Origin of the sequence: Variovorax raffinosi (assembly GCF_051216615.1) — a bacterium.
Taxonomy (GTDB): domain Bacteria; phylum Pseudomonadota; class Gammaproteobacteria; order Burkholderiales; family Burkholderiaceae_C; genus Variovorax.
In genome coordinates this window covers 141,912-158,326 of sequence record NZ_JBPJZR010000001.1, presented here as the reverse complement: position 1 = coordinate 158,326, position 16,415 = coordinate 141,912, and the positions used below count along the sequence as shown (strand labels likewise).

Sequence of the window (16,415 nt, the reverse complement as noted above, 5' to 3'; positions counted from 1 at the left end):
GCCTGAGTCGAATTACTCGACCTTGGCCTTCGCGCGCAGTTCTTCCTGGTACTTCTGCAGGCGTTGCTGTTGCAGTTGCTGCGTGATCTGCGGCTTCACTTCTTCCAGCTTCGGCAGTTGGGCCTGGCGGATGTCGTCGACGCGGATGATGTGCCAGCCGAACTGGGTCTTGATCGGCGCCGGGGTGGTCTCGCCCTTCTTGAGCTTGATCATGGCTTCCGAGAACTCGGGCACGAAGCTCGCGGGGTTGGCCCAGTCGAGGTCGCCGCCGTTGGCGCCCGATCCCGGGTCCTTGCTCTGCTTCTTGGCGATGTCTTCGAACTTGGCACCCTTCTTCAGGTCGGCCATGATCTTCTTGGCCTGGTCTTCGGTTTCGACCAGGATGTGGCGGGCCTTGTATTCCTTGCCGCCGTTGGCCGCGACGAACTTGTCGTACTCGGCCTTCACGTCGGCGTCCGAGACCGGGTTGGTCTTGCGGTAGTTGTCGAACAGGGCGCGGATCAGGATGGCCTGGCGTGCGAGTTCGAGCTGGTTCTTGTAGTCGTCGCTGGCGTCCAGGCCCTGCTTTTGCGCTTCCTGCATGAACACTTCACGTGCCACGATTTCCTCGCGCAGCTGGCCTTGCATTTCAGGCGTCACCGGACGGCCGGCAGCGGCGAGCTGCTGTGCCAGCACATCCATGCGGGCCTTGGGCACCGGCTTGCCGTTGACGATGGCGGCGTTCTGCGCCAGAGCCGCCATGGGGATGGCGCCGAGCAGCACTGCGGCCGCAACGGCCTGCAAGATTTGTTTTTTCATGGAATGAATATCGAGCTGGGAAGGAAATGCGCTTGTAGGAAAAGGCGCGTGAAAGAAAGCAGGGATGGGGACGAAATGGGGGAGGAGAAGGGTGGCCGGACTGTCGCTGCAAACACGACTTGCGAGCGGCGTGCGACCCATGGACGACTCAGAGCACCTCGATGGCGATGGCGTGCAGACCCTGTGCGATAAAAACTTGGAGGGCATCATACACAAGCCGATGCCGCGCCACGCGGGGCTTTCCGGCGAACAGCGGGGAGGCGATGCGCACCCGGAAATGGGTGCCGCGGCCTTGCGCATTGGCACCCGCATGGCCGGCGTGGGCGCCGCTCTCGTCGATCACTTCGAGCGTGGTGGGCGCGAGTGCTTCGCGCAACGCGGCTTCAAGGTCGGCCGCCGTGGGCAACAGTGCTGCGGTGCTCATGCTGCTCATGCCGCTGGCTTGTCGTCGCCCTTGAGGTGCGGCGCAATGTACAGGCCCTGCGCCACCAGGAAGACGATGGGGAACACATAGCCCCAGAGCTTGAAGTTGACCCAGGCCTCGGTGGTGAAGTAGGCCGCCACGTAGCCGTTGATGAGCGCCATGAAGAGGCAGTAGCCGATCCACGCCACGTTCAGCCGGCCCCAGATGCGCTCGGGCAGCTCCAGCTGCTGGCCCAGCAGCATCTTCAGGAAGTTCTTCTTCAGCGCCCACAGCGCCACCGCCAGCGCGATCGCCATGGCGCCGTACAGCACCGTCGGCTTCCACTTGATGAAGCGGTCGTCGTGCAGCACCAGCGTGAGCGTGCCGAACAGCAGGATCAGCACCAGCGTGGCCTTCTGCATCGCCTGCAGCTTGCGTTCCATGGCGTAGATGATCGCCATCTGCACCACGGTGGCGGCCATCAGCACACCGGTGGCGGTGTAGATGTCGCCGAGCTTGTAGGCGCCGAAGAAAAGCAGGATAGGGAAGAAGTCGAGGAGCAGTTTCATTTTTTCTGGAAGTCGAGCGAGGCCGAGTTCATGCAGTAGCGCAGGCCGGTTTCGGTCGGGCCGTCGGGGAACACATGGCCCAGGTGGGCGCCGCAGTTCGCGCAGACGTTCTCGGTGCGCACCATGCCGTGCGAGCGGTCGACGATGTTGCGGATGGCGCCGGGCACGGCTTCTTCGGAGAAGCTGGGCCAGCCGCAGCCTGCGTCGAACTTGGTGCCCGACTCGAACAGCTTGGCGCCGCAGCACACGCAGTGATAAGTGCCGTCGTCCCAGTGCGCTTCGTACTTGCCGGTGAAGGGGCGCTCGGTGGCCGCATGGCGCGTGACCTCGAAGGCCGCGGGTTCGGCGCCTTTTTCAGCGAGCAGGGCTTTCCATTCGGCTTCGGTCTTTTCAACGGGGTTGGTCATGATGAGCAGCTGATTTCAATCGTGGACGCCCAGTCGGGCGGGAAGCCGGCATACGCGTCGGCGCCGGGGTGTTCTTCAAATGGGGCTTCGAGCAGAGCCAGCAAGACTGCCACACCCGAGTTGTCTTTTTGCTGACTTGCTTCGATGGCTTGCTGGCCGAGGTGGTTCCGCAGCACGAATTTGGGGTTGGATTTGAGCATCAAATCGGCCGCTTGCGAGTGTGCACCTTGCGCATGGCGCTCTGAAAACAATAGCAGCCACGCGTCGAAGCCGTCGCGGTCGAGGAACAGGTCGCGCACCGGCTCGACATTGCCGTCGGCCATGTAGTGCGAGAGCCGGCGCCAGAAGATCGTGTAGTCGACCTTGCCCGCCGCCAGCAGCTTGAGCACGCCTTCGACCAGCGCGCGGTCGCCTTCGGCCGAATCGGCCAGGCCGAGCTTGGCGCGCATGCGGGCCTCGAACTCGGTGGGGAACACGGTCTTGTACGACTCCAGCGCGGCCACTGCGACTTCCTGCTCGCCGATCAGCGGCAGCAGCGCCTGCGCCAGGCAGAACAGGTTCCAGTACGCCACGTTGGGCTGCTGGTTGAAGGCGTAGCGCCCGCTGGTGTCGCTGTGGTTGCAGATGTGGCGCGGATCGAAACCGTCGAGAAACTGGAACGGCCCGTAGTCGATGGTGAGCCCGAGGATGCTCATGTTGTCGGTGTTCATCACCCCGTGGCAAAAGCCCACGGCCTGCCATTGCGCAAGCAGGGCGGCGGTGCGCTCGCTCACGGCTTCGAGAAAGGCCGCATAGGCGTTGCCGTCGAAGCGGTCGGTCGTGCGGCAGGCCGGGTAGTAGCGGTCGATGACGTAGTCGGCCAGCGCGCGCAACTCGTCTTCGCGCTGGTTGGCTGCAAAGTGCTCGAAGTGGCCGAAGCGGATGAAGCTGGGTGCCACGCGGGTGACCACGGCGGCGCTTTCCAGTTCTTCGCGGCGCACGCGGGCGTCGGAGCCGGTCACGCAGAGCGCGCGGGTGGTCGGAATGCCCAGGCCGTGCATGGCCTCGCTGCAGAGGAATTCGCGGATGCTGGATCGCAGCACCGCGCGGCCATCGCCGCCGCGCGAATAGGGCGTGCGGCCCGCGCCCTTCAATTGCACTTCGAGGCCGGCTTCGGTCTCGCCGATCATGATCGCGCGGCCGTCGCCCAACTGGCCGGCCCACACGCCGAACTGATGGCCGCTGTAGACCGTGGCAAAGGGTTGTGTGCCGGCAATCGGCGTGCTGCCCGTCAGTGCCGACAGCGTGCTGTCGGAATGCCAGTCGGTCGGCAGGCCGAGTTCGCGCGCAACGGCTTCGCTGCGGCACACCCAGTACGGGTCGGGCAGCGGTGTTGGTCGCAGTTCGGTGAAAAACGCGGGGCCGAGGGTCGAAAAGCCGGGTTTCCAGCGCAATCCCAGGTCCGCGACGTCGGTGTCTTCAGCAAGCAGGCTCATGGCCGGATTGTCCGGCAGAGCACGAAACCCCTTGCCGGCCGGGCCTTCAGTTCAGCAGCGCGCCGGCGGGCAGCAATGTGCCGATCGGCCCGCCTTGCCACAGCCGCGCCCGGTATTGCGCCGGCGGCAGCCCGAACCAGCGCTTGCAGGCGCGAAAGAAATTGCTGGTGTCGACAAAGCCCAGCAGGTCGGCCACGTCGGTCAGCGTGTGGCGCTGCTCGGCCAGGTACTGCTGCGCCAGTTCGCGGCGGGTGCGGTCGAGCAGCGACTGGAACGACACCGACTCTTCCTGCAGCCGCCGCTGCAAGGTGCGCTCGGCAATGCCCAGGCCTGCCGCCACGTCCTGCCGGCGCGGCTCGCCTTGCTGCAGGCGGCGAGCGATCTCGGCGCACACCAGGCTGCTGGTGGTGGTCTGGCCGAGCAGGCTCAACTGGTCTTCGAGCAGGTGCAGGTGCATCTCGGCCAGCACCGGGTGGTGCGTCGACAGGTGCATCGTCATGTCGGCGGTCGAGAGCAGCAGGCGGTTGGCGCTGCAGTTGAAGCGGATGTCGCAGCCGAAGGCTTCTCGGTGCAGGCGGTCGTCGGCCGGGGCGGGGTAGACGAACTCCACCATCAGCGGCTGCAGGTCGCGCCGCGCGGCCCAGCAGGCGAAGGTGAACAGGGTCAGCAGTGCGTACTCGACGCGCTGGCGCGGAATTGGCAGGCTGCCGCCGCTGTGCTCCAGCGACATCCAGTTGCCGCGCGGATCGTCGCTCATCGAGAAGGTGGTGGCGTCCGAGATCACGGCCATGTAGCGCGTGAGGCTGCCCAGGCTGGTCTTCAGGTCGGGGGCGCAGGCCATTGCATGGCCCACGGTGCCCAGCTTGCTGTAGGTCGAGGCGAGTTCGCGGCTCAGGCCCAGCGTGGGCTTGCCGACGCGCGACACGGCGAGCTGCCAGAGCATCGTGATCTCGTCGACCGGAAAGCGCGCGTTCTGCTGGTGCAGCGACTCCGGATCGAACCCCGCATCGCGCAGCAGCGCGGGCACGTCCAGCCCCTCGGCCTCGAACATTCCGAGCACACCCTCCAGCCAGTCGGCGGAGCTGGTGCGCAGCTCCGGCTGTGGCATGCAGACCCCTCGGCGCTGCGGACGGCGCATGTGGCGGGGGATTTGTGCTCCTGAAGTCATTGCTTTGGCTCGTTTGTGATAGCGGGGAATGGGGTGCCGGTTTCTAGAATTTTTGTCGGTTCGGCGGGCCGGAGTATGGGCGCCGGGCACCGATGCAGACATTCCGATTAACCCGGTGTGGAGACAAAAAAATGAACAGCACAGAGACAACGGAAAGCCAGGGTCCGGCAAGTGCAAGAACGACGAAGGCGGCCGCGATCGCCATGGCCGTGACCGCCTGCGTGGCGCTGTCGGCCTGCGGTGGCGGGTCTTCGGGTTCGGGCTTCATTCCCCTGCCGCCGCCAGCAGCCGTCGCACCACCGCCGCCTGCACCACCCGCGGACGGCCCCATGGTTCGCCAGACCGCGGCCGGCAAGATCGAAGGCGTCGATGACAGCGCCAATTCCGGCAGCTATTTCTGGAAGGGTGTTCCTTTTGCGCAGGCGCCTGTGGGCGATCTGCGCTGGCGTGCGCCGGTCGAGCCCGTGGCGTGGAGCGACACGCGCAAGGCCGACAAGTTCGGCAACGCTTGCCTGCAGATGGGCCGCATCTACGGCCCTGGTACCAACAACACCTACGACGCGACCATCGGCACCACGCTGAACACGCCGGTCGGCAGCGAAGACTGCCTGACGCTCAACATCTGGCGCCCCGCCAGCACCGACAAGAACCTGCCGGTTCTGCTGTTCCTGTATGGCGGCAGCAATATCTCGGGCTACACGGCCGACCCGGTGTACGACGGCGCCAAGCTTGCGAAGACCACCAACGCGGTTGTCGTCACGGCCAACTACCGCGTCGGCATCCTGGGCTACCTGGCCATACCGCAACTGCGCACCGGCAGCACGGCGGGTGACGATTCGGGCAACTTCACCATGCTCGACAACATGGCGGCGCTGCGCTACATCCAGAAGAACATCGCGGTGTTCGGCGGCGACCCCGGCAACGTCACGCTGTCGGGCCAGTCGGCCGGCGGCACCAACGTGCTGGCGCTGCTCGCGTCGCCGATGGCCAAGGGCCTGTTTCACAAGGCGCTGCCGATCAGCGCCGGGCTGTCGCTGCAGAGCAATCTCACCGCCGGGCTGCCCACGCTCAGCCCCGAATCGACCGCGCTCACGCAGGGCCAGAACATTTTGAAGACGCTGGTGGTGGTCGACGGCAAGGCGTCGAACGCCACCGCCGCGAGCTACATCGCCGCGCAGCCGCCGGCGCAGATTGCCGCCTACCTGCGCGGGCAGGACGCGAACAAGCTGCTGGCCAACGTCCTGGCCGCGGGCCTGAACAGCGCCGGGCCGATTCCCGATGGCAAGGTGCTGCCGGCCGACCCCATCCACGAGATCGGCGCGGGCAACTACAACAAGGTGCCATTGCTGCTGGGCTTCACGCGGGACGAGGGCAAGCTCTTCGCGCCGTTGCTTGCGAGCCTGCCGCCGGGCTCCAAGCCGGGCCACGCCATCAGCGACGCCGCGCGCTTCTCGATGATGATGAGCTTCAAGCCCGACGAGCCCACGCCGTTGACGGTGGCCGACATCATCGATTCGTCGTATCTGCCGATCACGGCGCCCGGCACCGGCTTCAACGCGAAGACCGCGCTCATCACGCAACTGCTGGGCGACCCCAGCCGCGTGAACCTGCTCGACACGCTGAAGCTGCAGCAGCCGAACAGCGTCTGGCACTACCGCTTCGACTGGGCGCAGGAGCCCGCGCCGTGGAACGACGTGTACGGCGCCGCGCACGCCTTTGACCTGGGCTTCATGTTCGGCAACTTCGGGCCGTCGCTGTTCTCCAGCGTGGTCAACAGCACCGCCAACAAGCCGGGCCGCGTGGCGCTGTCGAACGCCATGATGGCCAGCATCGGCGCCTTCATGCGCAAGGGCGATCCGAACACGCCCGAACTCGGCACCACCTGGGCACCCTGGCCAGCCACGCTGCGCTACGACGCCACGCTCACCGAAACAAGGATCACGACGACGCCCTGAACCACCGAAACCGCGCCTGGGCCGCGCATGACTGCAAAACAACAACGGAGACAACCAAATGACGACTTTCAGACTTCAAAACCGCTGGCGCCTTGCCGCCTCCCTCGTGGCCGTTGCGGCCGGCGTCGCCGCATGCGGCGGCGGCTCGCATGGCGGGTTCGCGTTCTTCCCGCCGGCCGCCACGCCGCCGGTCACCATGCCCGAGGCCCCGACCGACAAGGGCCCGGTGCGCAAGTGGGGCTACATCACGCTGCCCGACGGCAACAAGATGCGCTATTCGCTGCTGCTGCCCAGCGCCACCGGCAGCTTTCCGCTGCTGGTGGAGTACGACGGCTACAGCTCGGGCTCGGCCCCGAACGTCGGCCAGCCCTGGTTGGCCGAAGGCTATGCGGTCATGGGCCTCAACGTGCCGGGCACCGGCTGCTCGACCGGTGAAGACCAGGTCTTCGACGCCAGCACCGGCGCGGCCGGCGCCTTCGCCATCGAATGGGCCGGCAAGCAGGCGTGGTCGAACGGTCGGATCGGCATGATCGGCTACTCGTACTCGGGCTACAACCAGTTGTGGGTGGCGGCGCACCGGCCCAAGGGCCTGCTGGCCATCACGCCCAGCAAGAACGTGACCGACCCGTACCGCGATGTGGGCTACCCCGGCGGCATCAAGAACATCGGCTTTCCCGCGCAGTGGTGGGGCGGCTTCCCGTCCACCTGGAACAAGGCCGCCGCGGCCGCGGCCAAGCTCGACGGCGACACCGAGTGCGCCAAGACGGTGGCCGACAACATCGAGAAGATCAAGCGGCCCGACCTGGACCTGACCAAGTGGCTGGAGAACCCCTACGCCGACGGCCTGTACGTCAAGCGCAGCGCGTTCTACGAGACCGGCAAGATCGACATCCCCGCGCTGGGCACCCAGTCGTGGCAGGACGAGCAGATCGGCCCGCGCTCGGGCTACTACGAGGACACGATGGCGCCCGAGAAGATGTGGCTCATCAGCTCCAACGGCGACCACCACACCAACGTCACCTCCGACTACATCGACGGCACGCTCAAGCGCTTCCTGGCCCATTTCGTGAAGGGCGAGGACAACGGCTTCGAGAAAGAGCCGCATGTGCGCCTGCTGCAGGAAATGCAGCAGACCGACCAGAAGGCCATCAATGGCGCGGCGAAGATCAAGCCGATGGGCGTGGCCGAGTTCGACCGCCTGCCGGTCAAGGTCACGCCGATGCGGCTGTGGATGCAGCCGGGTGGTGCGCTTGCCGATGCCAAGCCGACGCTGGCCTCCGATTCTTCGACCTACCGCTACCCGGTGAAGAGCCCGGTCGTGAACAACCCCGCCGCCGAAGGCTGGCAGGCCGTGGCCGATTCCGAAAAGGACGGCCAGCTCACCTTCACCACGGCCGCTCTGCCGGAAGACCTGAGTTTCTACGGTGAAGGCTCGGCCGACCTGTGGATCAACGCCACCGCCGTCGACACCGACCTGCAGGTCACCGTGTCCGAGGTGCGCCCGGACGGCCAGGAGATGTTCGTGCAGCGCGGCTGGCTGCGTGCCTCCAAGCGTGCGCTGGACGGTGCCCGTTCGTCGGTGCTGCGTCCCTTCGGCGCCTTCACCCAGGCCACCGAAGCGCCGCTGGATGCGGCCCTGCCCAACCAGGTGCGCATCGAGATCCAGAAGTTCGCCCACGTGTTCCGCGCCGGCTCCAGCATCCGCGTGACCGTCGATACCCCTTCGCAGACCGGGTTCTGGATCTTCGGCAACAACACCGCCGCATCGACCAACAAGGTGTGGCACGACGCCACGCACGCTTCGAGCATCGTGCTGGGCCACATCCCGTATGCCCATGCGAAGGAGCTGCCGAGCTGCGGCAAGACGATCCGCCAGCCGTGCCGCCCGGCCGTTGGCGCGGTGCCCGCGGGTACCGGTCCGCGTGCACCGACTTGAGCCGCTCCGTTCAATCATGCAGTGCGGGTTTGTGTCATTGTGCAAGTGGCCGAAGCTTGCGTGAATCCGTTGTTAGCAAGTTTCAAGAAGTCATTTCACATAGGAGTCTGTAGATGCTGGGTTTGATGCAAGACCAACCGCTTTTGATCTCGTCGCTGATCGAGTTCGTCGAGCGCCACAACGGCGACGGCGAGATCGTCTCGCGCCGGGTCGAAGGCGATATCCACCGCACGACATGGAGCGGTATCGCATCGCGTGCCCGGCAGGTGGCCAACGCGCTGGACGGCGAGCAGTTGCTGTTCAGCGACCGCGTGGCCACGCTGGCCTGGAACGGCTATCGCCACCTGGAGCTGTACTACGGCGTGAGCGGCAGCGGCCGCGTGCTGCACACCATCAACCCGCGCCTGCATCCCGACCAGATCGCATGGATCGCCAACCACGCCGAAGACCAGATCCTGTGCTTCGACCTGAGCTTCCTGCCGCTGGTGCAGGCGGTGCATGCGCGCTGCCCGATGATCCGCAAATGGGTGGCGCTGTGCGATGCAGACAAGCTGCCCGCCGACAGCGGCGTGCCCAACCTCGTGAGCTATGAAGCCTGGCTCGGCCAGCAGTCGAGCGACTACGACTGGCCCACCTTCGACGAGAACTCGGCCTCGAGCATGTGCTACACGAGCGGCACCACGGGCAACCCGAAGGCCGCGCTGTACAGCCATCGCTCGACCATGCTGCACGCCTACGCCGCCGCGCTGCCCGACGTCATGCGCATCTCGGCGCAAGACTCGGTGCTGCCGGTGGTGCCGATGTTCCACGTCAACGCCTGGGGCATTCCGTACTCGGCCGCGCTGGTGGGCTGCAAGCTGGTGTTTCCGGGTCCGTCGCTCGACGGCAAGTCGGTGTACGAGCTGATCGAGTCCGAAGGCGTGACCTTCGCGGCCGGCGTGCCCACCGTGTGGCAGATGATGCTGGGCCACATGCAGACCAACGGCCTGAAGTTCAGCAAGCTGAACCGCACCGTCATCGGTGGCTCGGCCTGCCCGCCGGCCATGATCACGGCGTTCCAGGAGAAGTTCAACGTCGAGGTGCTGCACGCCTGGGGCATGACCGAGATGAGCCCGCTGGGCACGCTCTGCACGCTCAAGAACAAGCACCTGTCGCTGCCGGCCGATGCGCAACTGCAGATCCGCATGAAGCAGGGCCGGGCGATCTTCGGCGTCGACATGAAGATCGTCGATGGCGACGGCAACGAGTTGCCCTGGGACGGCAAGGCCTACGGCGACCTGCTGGTCAAGGGCCCGTGGGTCGTGAAGGAATACTTCAAGGGCGAGGGCGGCAACCCGCTCATTGCCGATGCGCAGGGCCGCGGCTGGTTCCCGACCGGCGACGTCGCCACCATCGACGCCGACGGCTACCTGCAGATCACCGACCGCAGCAAGGACGTGATCAAGTCCGGCGGCGAATGGATCAGCTCCATCGAGATCGAGAACATCGCGGTCGCGCACCCGGCGGTGGCCATGGCCGCCTGCATCGGCGTGTTCCATCCCAAGTGGGACGAGCGCCCGATCATCGCGGTCGTGAAGAAGCCCGGTGCCGAAGTCACGCGCGAAGAGCTGCTGAAGTTCTACGAAGGCAAGACCGCCAAGTGGCAGATCCCCGACGACGTGGTGTTCGTCGAAGCCATTCCGCTGGGCGCCACCGGAAAGATCTTGAAGACCCGCCTTCGCGAACTGCTCAAGGACTACAAGCTGCCGACCCTCTGAAGACACAGGCCAAGCCCACCCGCACTGTCGCGCACGTGATAGCAAGGCCGCCTTGGCGGCCTTCCTTCCGGGCAATCCCTGTGCGGCGAAAAAAAGGGCGCTTGTACGCTGGCATCCCGCCTTTCACCCAGGAGACTCTTCATGCAATTTGCTATCAAGTCAGTAGCTGCCTGTGCAATGTTGGTCAGCGTCACGGCTGCATTCGCCCAAAAGGGCGAGACGGTCAAGATCGCTTGGCTCGATCCGCTGTCGGGCCTGATGGCCGCGGTGGGCACCAACCAGCTCAAGACCACGCAATTCCTTGCTGAAGAGTTCAACAAGAAGAACCTGTCGGGCGTGAAGTTCGAGATCCTCGCGCTCGACAACAAGCTCAGCCCGCAGGAAACCACCGCCGCGCTGCGCTCCGCGCAGGACCAGGGCGCGCGCTACATCATGCAGGGCAACGGCTCCGGCCCGGCGCTCGCGATCATCGACGCCATCGAGAAGAACAACTCGCGCAACCCCGGCAAGGAGTTGCTGTACATGAACTACGCGGCGGTCGACCCCGACCTGACCAACAGCAAGTGCAGCTACTGGCACTTCCGGGTCGACGCCGACACCTCCATGAAGATGGAGGCGCTGACCACCTGGATGAAGGACCAGCCCGACATCAAGAAGGTCTACATCCTGGGCCAGAACTATGCCCACGGCGTGCAGGTGGCCAAGTTCGCCAAGGAAGACCTGAAGGTCAAGCGCCCCGACATCCAGATCGTCGGCGAAGACCTGCATCCGCTGGCCCAGGTGCGCGACTTCTCGCCCTACATCGCCAAGATCAAGGCCTCGGGTGCCGACACCGTGATCACCGGCAACTGGGGCTCCGACCTGTCGCTGCTCATCAAGGCCGCGAATGACTCGGGCCTGAACGTCAAGTTTCTGACGTACTACGCGCCGGGCGCGGGCACGCCCACGGCCATGGGCGCCACGTCCGACGGCAAGGTCTACACCGTGGCCTATGCCCACTACAACATGGGCGGCGAAATCCAGCGGCTGCTCAACGGCTACAAGAAGAAGATGAACGACGACCTGACGCAGTCGTCGATCTATCACGTGTTCGCGCTGCTCGACGCCGCCTTTGCCCAGACCAAGTCGACCGATCCGGTCAAGGTTGCGGCCGCCCTGGAGGGCATGAAGATCAAGAGCTTCAACGGCGAGGTCGAGATGCGCAAGGCAGACCACCAGTTGCAGCAGGGCCTGTACATCTCGCGCTGGGAAAAAGCCAGCGCCAAGTACCCCTACGACGCCGAGAACACCGGCTACACCAATGTCCCCGTGAAGTATTACGAGTCGTATGTGGCGAGCACGCCCACGACCTGCCAGATGAAGCGCCCCTAGGCGTCTTTGTGAACGCATTTCCTACCCAGCGGTAGAAGCTATCTACCAGCGGGTAGCAATTTGGAGAAATGCGGTGTCGCCTGCGCGATAGAAACGGGCCTTCGCGGCGCCTCCCTTACGGGCATTCCCTGAGGGGAGGGGCTGCGAACACTTGTACTCTCGTGAGGCCTTTTGAATCGGTTTGACCAGGAGATATAGATTGAAGTTCGCTCTGAAGATCGTTACCGCAGCCGTCCTCGCGGCAAGTGCCACTGGCGCTCTCGCCCAGAAGGGTGAAACCGTCAAGGTCGCATGGATCGACCCGCTGTCGGGCCTGATGGCCGCGGTGGGAACGAACCAGCTCAAGACCTTCCAGTTCTTTGCCGAAGAATTCAACAAGAAGAATGCGGCCGGCGTGAAGTTCGAGATCATCGCGATCGACAACAAGCTCAGCCCGCAGGAAACCACCAGCGCACTGCGCTCGGCCATGGACCAGGGCGCGCGCTACATCGTGCAGGGCAACGGCTCCGGCCCGGCGCTGGCGATCATCGACGCGCTCGAAAAGAACAACGCACGCAATCCGGGCAAGGAAGCGCTGTACCTGAACTACGCCGCGGTCGACCCCGAGCTGACCAACGCCAAGTGCAGCTACTGGCAATACCGCTTCGACGCCGACACGTCGATGAAGATGGAAGCGCTGACCACCTACATGAAGGACCAGCCGGACATCAAGAAGGTCTACATCATTGGCCAGAACTACGCGCACGGCCAGCAGGTCTCCAAGTACGCCAAGGAAGACCTGAAGCACAAGCGCCCCGACGTGCAGATCGTCGGCGACGACCTGCATCCGCTCGCACAGGTGCGCGACTTCTCGCCCTACATCGCAAAGATCAAGGCCTCGGGCGCCGACACCGTGATCACCGGCAACTGGGGCTCCGACCTCGCGCTTCTGATCAAGGCCGCGAACGACTCGGGCCTGAACGTCAAGTTCTATACCTACTACGCCGTGACCAGCGGCACGCCGACCGCCATGGGCGCAGCGTCCGACGGCAAGGTGTTCCAGGTCGGCTATGCCCACTACAACATGGGCGGCGAGATGCAGAAGTACGCCGAGGACTTCAAGAAGAAGTTCAACGACGACATCTACACGACCGATGCCTACACCGTGTTCCAGGCCCTGACCGAAGCCTTCGTCAAGACCAAGTCGACCGACGTGGTCAAGGTGACCGCTGCGCTCGAAGGCATGAAGTTCAAGAGCTTCAACGGCGACGTCGAACTGCGCAAGGCTGACCACCAGCTGCAGCAGGGCCTGTACATCGCGCGTTGGGAGAAGGCCAGCGCCAAGTACCCGTACAGCCCGGAAAACACCGGCTACACGCTGGCGCCGGTGAAGTACTACGACGCCTACGTGGCCAGCACGCCCACCACGTGCCAGATGAAGCGGCCCTGAGTCCGGCAGCACGCTAACGCGGTCGAGGCCCGACTTCAACACTCGGGCCTTTTTCTTTTTTCAACCGACACGAAAGACCGATGAACGTCGAATTCTTCGTCATCTCGCTGCTCAACGGCGTCAGCTACGGCTTGCTGTTGTTCATGCTGAGTTCTGGCCTCACGCTGATCTTCAGCATGATGGGCGTGCTCAATTTCGCGCACGCCAGCTTTTACATGCTGGGCGCCTACTTCGCCTACACGCTGTCGGGCATCCTGGGCTTCTGGCCGGCGCTGTTCCTGGCGCCGCTGCTGGTGTTCGTCCTGGGAGCGGCCTTCGAGCGCTATTGCCTGCGCCGCGTCCACAAGTTCGGCCACGTGCCCGAGCTGCTGGTGACCTTCGGCCTTTCGTACCTGATCCTTGAAATCGTGCAGCTCGTGTGGGGCCGCTCCACGGTGCCATACGGCCTGCCGACGGCACTGCAGGGCCCGCTGTTCACGCTGTACGGCACGCAGTTCCCCAAGTCGCGCTCGTTCATCATGCTGGTGGCGGTGCTGATGCTGATCTCGGTGTGGCTGCTGCTCACGCGCACGCGCATCGGGCTGGTCATCCAGGCGGCGCTCAAGCACCCCGACATGGTCGAAGCGCTGGGCCACAACGTGCCGCGCGTGTTCATGCTGGTGTTCGGCGGCGGTGCCGCGCTCGCCGGCCTGGCGGGCGTGGTCGGCGGCAACACCTACGTCACCGAGCCGGCCATGGCGGGTTCGGTCGGCTCCATCATCTTCGTGGTGGTGGTGGTCGGCGGCATGGGCTCGCTGGCCGGTGCCTTCCTGTCGTCGCTGATCATCGGCGTGGTGCAGACCTTTGCCGTGGCCATGGACCAGTCGCTCGCGACCGGCCTGCAGGCCATCGGCGTGGCCGTGACCGACCAGACCTTCGGCTACGAGCTGCTCAAGCTGACGATCTCGCAGGTGGCGCCCATTCTTCCGTACCTGTTCCTGGTGCTGATCCTCATCTTCAGGCCCAAGGGTCTTCTCGGAACTCGGGAGGACTGACGCCATGACCACCGCAACCACAACGACACCTTCGTCGACACCTGCAGCGACGCCTGTGCGGTACTACCGCTTCAAGCCGCTGAACATCGGCCGCATCCTGATCTGGTCGCTGTTCGCCGTGCTGCTGATCGTCGCGCCGATGCTCTTCACGAGCAGCCTGGCGCTGACCATGCTCTCGCAGATCGGCTACCTCATCATCATCTGCCTGAGCTACAACATCCTGCTGGGGCAGGGCGGCATGCTCAGCTTCGGGCATGCGGTGTATGTCGGGCTCGGCTCGTTCGTCGCCATCCATGCGATGAACATCGCGAGCAAGGGCAGCCTGCCGATTCCGCTGGTGCTGATCCCGCTCGTGGGCGGCCTGGGCGGCATGTTCTTCGCCGTGGTGTTCGGCTACGTGTCGACCAAGAAGTCGGGCACCACCTTCGCGATGATCACGCTGGGCCTTGGCGAGCTGGTGGCCGCGATGGCGCTGATGTTCCCCAGCTTCTTCGGCGGCGAAGGCGGCATCACCAGCAACCGCGTGTACGGCGCGTCGTTCTTCGGCATCAACTTCGGGCCGCAGAACCAGGTGTATTACCTGATCGCCGTGTACTGCTTCATCTGCACCGGGCTGATGTTCGCCTTCACCGGCACGCCGCTCGGACGCATGCTGAACGCGGTGCGCGACAACCCGGAGCGCGTGGAGTTCATCGGCTACAACACGCAGCGCGTGCGCTACTTCGCCTTCATCATCGCGGGCTTCTTCGCGGGCATCGGCGGCGGGCTGGCGGCGATCAACTTCGAGATCGTGAACGCGGCCGACAGCCTGAACGGGCTGCGCTCGGGCAGCTACCTGCTGTTCACCTTCCTGGGCGGCGCCACCTTCTTCTTCGGGCCGATCATCGGCGCGGCGCTGCTGGTGTTCGCGCTGGTGCTGCTGTCCGAACTGAGCAAGGCCTGGCTGCTGTACGTGGGCCTGGTGTTCCTGCTGATGGTGATGTTCGCGCCCGGCGGCGTGGCCAGCCTGATCATGATGAACGTGCGCGTGGCGCTGTTCGGCAAGATCAAGCGCTTCTACCTGCTCTACGTGGGCCTGTTCGTCGGCGCGGCCATCATGCTGGCAGGCGCGGCGGCCATCGTCGAGATGATCTATCACATGCAGCTCAATGCAGCGCTCGGCTCGACGGTGCCGTTCGCGGGCCTCACGCTGGACACCGCGTCGGCCACGAGCTGGATCGTTGCCGGTGCATTGCTGGTGGTGGGCCTGGGCATCTTCGAGGTCGTACGCCGCCGCTTCGCGCGGGTGTGGGGCCACGCACAAGAAGAAATTGAAGCCGAGATCAAGCGGCGGGAGACGGCATGAGCTATTCACTCGAACTCAAGGGCCTGCGAAAGAGCTTCGGCAAGACCGACATCATTCGTGGTGTCGACCTGGCGGTGAAGTCGGGCGAGCGCATCGCCATCATCGGGCCGAACGGTGCGGGCAAGTCCACGCTGTTCAACCTGATCAGCGGGCGCCTGGCGCCCACCAGCGGCGAGGTGCTGCTCAACGGCCAGCGCATCGACGGCATGAAGCCGTACGAGATCAACCGGCTGGGCCTGTCGCGCAGCTTCCAGATCACCAACATCTTTCCGAAGCTCACCGTTTTCGAGAACCTGCGCTGCGGCGTGCTGTGGAGCCTGAGCTACAAGTACACCTTCCTGCGCTTTCTCTCGAACCTCGATGACGCCAATGCGCGCACCGAAGAGCTGGTTCGCCAGATCGGGCTGGAGCGCAAGCGCGACGTGCATGCGGTCAACCTCACGTATGCCGAGCAGCGCGCGCTGGAGATCGGCGTGACCATCGCGGGCGGTGCCGGCGTGATCCTGCTGGACGAGCCCACGGCCGGCATGAGCAAGACCGAGACTTCGCACTTCATCTCGCTCATCAAGCACGTCACGACGGGCAAGACCCTGCTGACGGTGGAGCACGACATGGGCGTGGTCTTCGGCCTGGCCGACAAGATTGCGGTCGTGGTGTATGGCGAGGTCATCGCCTTCGACACGCCCGCGGCCGTGCGTGCCAATGCGCGCGTGCAGGAGGCCTACCTGGGCTCCTCGGTTGCCGATGCGCAGGGAGCGGGACACTGAC

14 protein-coding genes are annotated in these 16,415 nt (G+C 64.8%); 8 read left to right on the top strand and 6 right to left on the bottom strand.

Annotated features, from left to right (window positions below):
- Positions 1–12 precede the first annotated feature (12 nt).
- The 6 genes from ACSFB7_RS00710 to ACSFB7_RS00685 form a co-directional block, all read right to left on the bottom strand.
- Positions 13–798, bottom strand: coding sequence for a peptidylprolyl isomerase (locus ACSFB7_RS00710; protein ID WP_435466117.1), 786 nt, complete (start codon positions 796–798; stop codon positions 13–15).
- Positions 799–946: 148 nt separating this feature from the next.
- Positions 947–1,222, bottom strand: coding sequence for a BolA family protein (locus ACSFB7_RS00705; protein ID WP_435468034.1), 276 nt, complete (start codon positions 1,220–1,222; stop codon positions 947–949).
- Positions 1,223–1,227: 5 nt separating this feature from the next.
- On the bottom strand, positions 1,228–1,770 hold the full coding sequence (locus ACSFB7_RS00700; RefSeq protein ID WP_435466115.1) for a septation protein A: 543 nt from the start codon (positions 1,768–1,770) through the stop codon (positions 1,228–1,230).
- Positions 1,767–2,177 carry a peptide-methionine (R)-S-oxide reductase MsrB gene (gene msrB / locus ACSFB7_RS00695; protein WP_435466114.1) on the bottom strand — a complete coding sequence of 137 codons (411 nt, stop codon included), beginning with the start codon at positions 2,175–2,177 and terminating at the stop codon, positions 1,767–1,769. Before msrB ends, ACSFB7_RS00700 begins: the two co-directional genes overlap by 4 nt.
- Complete coding sequence (locus ACSFB7_RS00690; protein ID WP_435466112.1) at positions 2,174–3,652, bottom strand: protein adenylyltransferase SelO; 1,479 nt, start codon at positions 3,650–3,652, stop codon at positions 2,174–2,176. The genes msrB and ACSFB7_RS00690 overlap by 4 nt, the downstream gene beginning before the upstream one ends.
- Before the next feature lie 46 nt (positions 3,653–3,698).
- Positions 3,699–4,760 (bottom strand): AraC family transcriptional regulator, encoded by a 1,062-nt coding sequence (locus ACSFB7_RS00685; RefSeq protein ID WP_435466110.1) that lies wholly within the window; start codon positions 4,758–4,760, stop codon positions 3,699–3,701.
- A gap of 191 nt (positions 4,761–4,951) precedes the next feature.
- Here ACSFB7_RS00685 and ACSFB7_RS00680 point away from each other — a divergent pair, with 191 nt between their 5' ends.
- The 8 genes from ACSFB7_RS00680 to ACSFB7_RS00645 all read left to right on the top strand — a co-directional run bounded on the left by ACSFB7_RS00680 (position 4,952) and on the right by ACSFB7_RS00645 (position 16,414).
- Positions 4,952–6,775, top strand: coding sequence for a carboxylesterase/lipase family protein (locus tag ACSFB7_RS00680; protein ID WP_435466108.1), 1,824 nt, complete (start codon positions 4,952–4,954; stop codon positions 6,773–6,775).
- Between the two features lie 58 nt (positions 6,776–6,833).
- Positions 6,834–8,711: a CocE/NonD family hydrolase gene (locus ACSFB7_RS00675; RefSeq protein WP_435466106.1), complete on the top strand. Its 1,878-nt coding sequence runs from the start codon at positions 6,834–6,836 to the stop codon at positions 8,709–8,711.
- A gap of 113 nt (positions 8,712–8,824) precedes the next feature.
- The gene (locus ACSFB7_RS00670; protein ID WP_435466104.1) at positions 8,825–10,468 is read left to right on the top strand and encodes a 3-(methylthio)propionyl-CoA ligase; all 1,644 of its coding nucleotides are present in this window, start codon (positions 8,825–8,827) and stop codon (positions 10,466–10,468) included.
- Between the two features lie 141 nt (positions 10,469–10,609).
- Positions 10,610–11,839: a branched-chain amino acid ABC transporter substrate-binding protein gene (locus ACSFB7_RS00665; protein WP_435466102.1), complete on the top strand. Its 1,230-nt coding sequence runs from the start codon at positions 10,610–10,612 to the stop codon at positions 11,837–11,839.
- Between the two features lie 199 nt (positions 11,840–12,038).
- A complete protein-coding gene (locus ACSFB7_RS00660) occupies positions 12,039–13,268 on the top strand; it encodes a branched-chain amino acid ABC transporter substrate-binding protein (protein WP_435466100.1) in 1,230 nt (409 codons plus the stop codon).
- A gap of 80 nt (positions 13,269–13,348) precedes the next feature.
- Positions 13,349–14,302 carry a branched-chain amino acid ABC transporter permease gene (locus ACSFB7_RS00655; RefSeq protein WP_435466098.1) on the top strand — a complete coding sequence of 318 codons (954 nt, stop codon included), beginning with the start codon at positions 13,349–13,351 and terminating at the stop codon, positions 14,300–14,302.
- 4 nt (positions 14,303–14,306) lie between these two features.
- Complete coding sequence (locus ACSFB7_RS00650; RefSeq protein WP_435466096.1) at positions 14,307–15,647, top strand: branched-chain amino acid ABC transporter permease; 1,341 nt, start codon at positions 14,307–14,309, stop codon at positions 15,645–15,647.
- Entirely contained in the window at positions 15,644–16,414 is a 771-nt protein-coding gene (locus ACSFB7_RS00645) for an ABC transporter ATP-binding protein (protein ID WP_435466094.1), read from the top strand. The genes ACSFB7_RS00650 and ACSFB7_RS00645 overlap by 4 nt, the downstream gene beginning before the upstream one ends.
- Position 16,415: the final 1 nt, after the last annotated feature.

Excerpts from the sequence above, each read along its gene's own strand:
- msrB (WP_435466114.1), bottom strand. The coding sequence starts at position 2,177 with ATGACCAACCCCGTTGAAAAGACCGAAGCCGAATGGAAAGCCCTGCTC.
- ACSFB7_RS00685 (WP_435466110.1), bottom strand. The coding sequence starts at position 4,760 with ATGCCACAGCCGGAGCTGCGCACCAGCTCCGCCGACTGGCTGGAGGGT.
- ACSFB7_RS00650 (WP_435466096.1), top strand. The coding sequence starts at position 14,307 with ATGACCACCGCAACCACAACGACACCTTCGTCGACACCTGCAGCGACG.
- ACSFB7_RS00710 (WP_435466117.1), bottom strand. The coding sequence starts at position 798 with ATGAAAAAACAAATCTTGCAGGCCGTTGCGGCCGCAGTGCTGCTCGGC.
- ACSFB7_RS00675 (WP_435466106.1), top strand. The coding sequence starts at position 6,834 with ATGACGACTTTCAGACTTCAAAACCGCTGGCGCCTTGCCGCCTCCCTC.
- ACSFB7_RS00680 (WP_435466108.1), top strand. The coding sequence starts at position 4,952 with ATGAACAGCACAGAGACAACGGAAAGCCAGGGTCCGGCAAGTGCAAGA.
- ACSFB7_RS00645 (WP_435466094.1), top strand. The coding sequence starts at position 15,644 with ATGAGCTATTCACTCGAACTCAAGGGCCTGCGAAAGAGCTTCGGCAAG.
- ACSFB7_RS00705 (WP_435468034.1), bottom strand. The coding sequence starts at position 1,222 with ATGAGCACCGCAGCACTGTTGCCCACGGCGGCCGACCTTGAAGCCGCG.
- ACSFB7_RS00655 (WP_435466098.1), top strand. The coding sequence starts at position 13,349 with ATGAACGTCGAATTCTTCGTCATCTCGCTGCTCAACGGCGTCAGCTAC.
- ACSFB7_RS00665 (WP_435466102.1), top strand. The coding sequence starts at position 10,610 with ATGCAATTTGCTATCAAGTCAGTAGCTGCCTGTGCAATGTTGGTCAGC.
- ACSFB7_RS00670 (WP_435466104.1), top strand. The coding sequence starts at position 8,825 with ATGCTGGGTTTGATGCAAGACCAACCGCTTTTGATCTCGTCGCTGATC.
- ACSFB7_RS00690 (WP_435466112.1), bottom strand. The coding sequence starts at position 3,652 with ATGAGCCTGCTTGCTGAAGACACCGACGTCGCGGACCTGGGATTGCGC.
- ACSFB7_RS00700 (WP_435466115.1), bottom strand. The coding sequence starts at position 1,770 with ATGAAACTGCTCCTCGACTTCTTCCCTATCCTGCTTTTCTTCGGCGCC.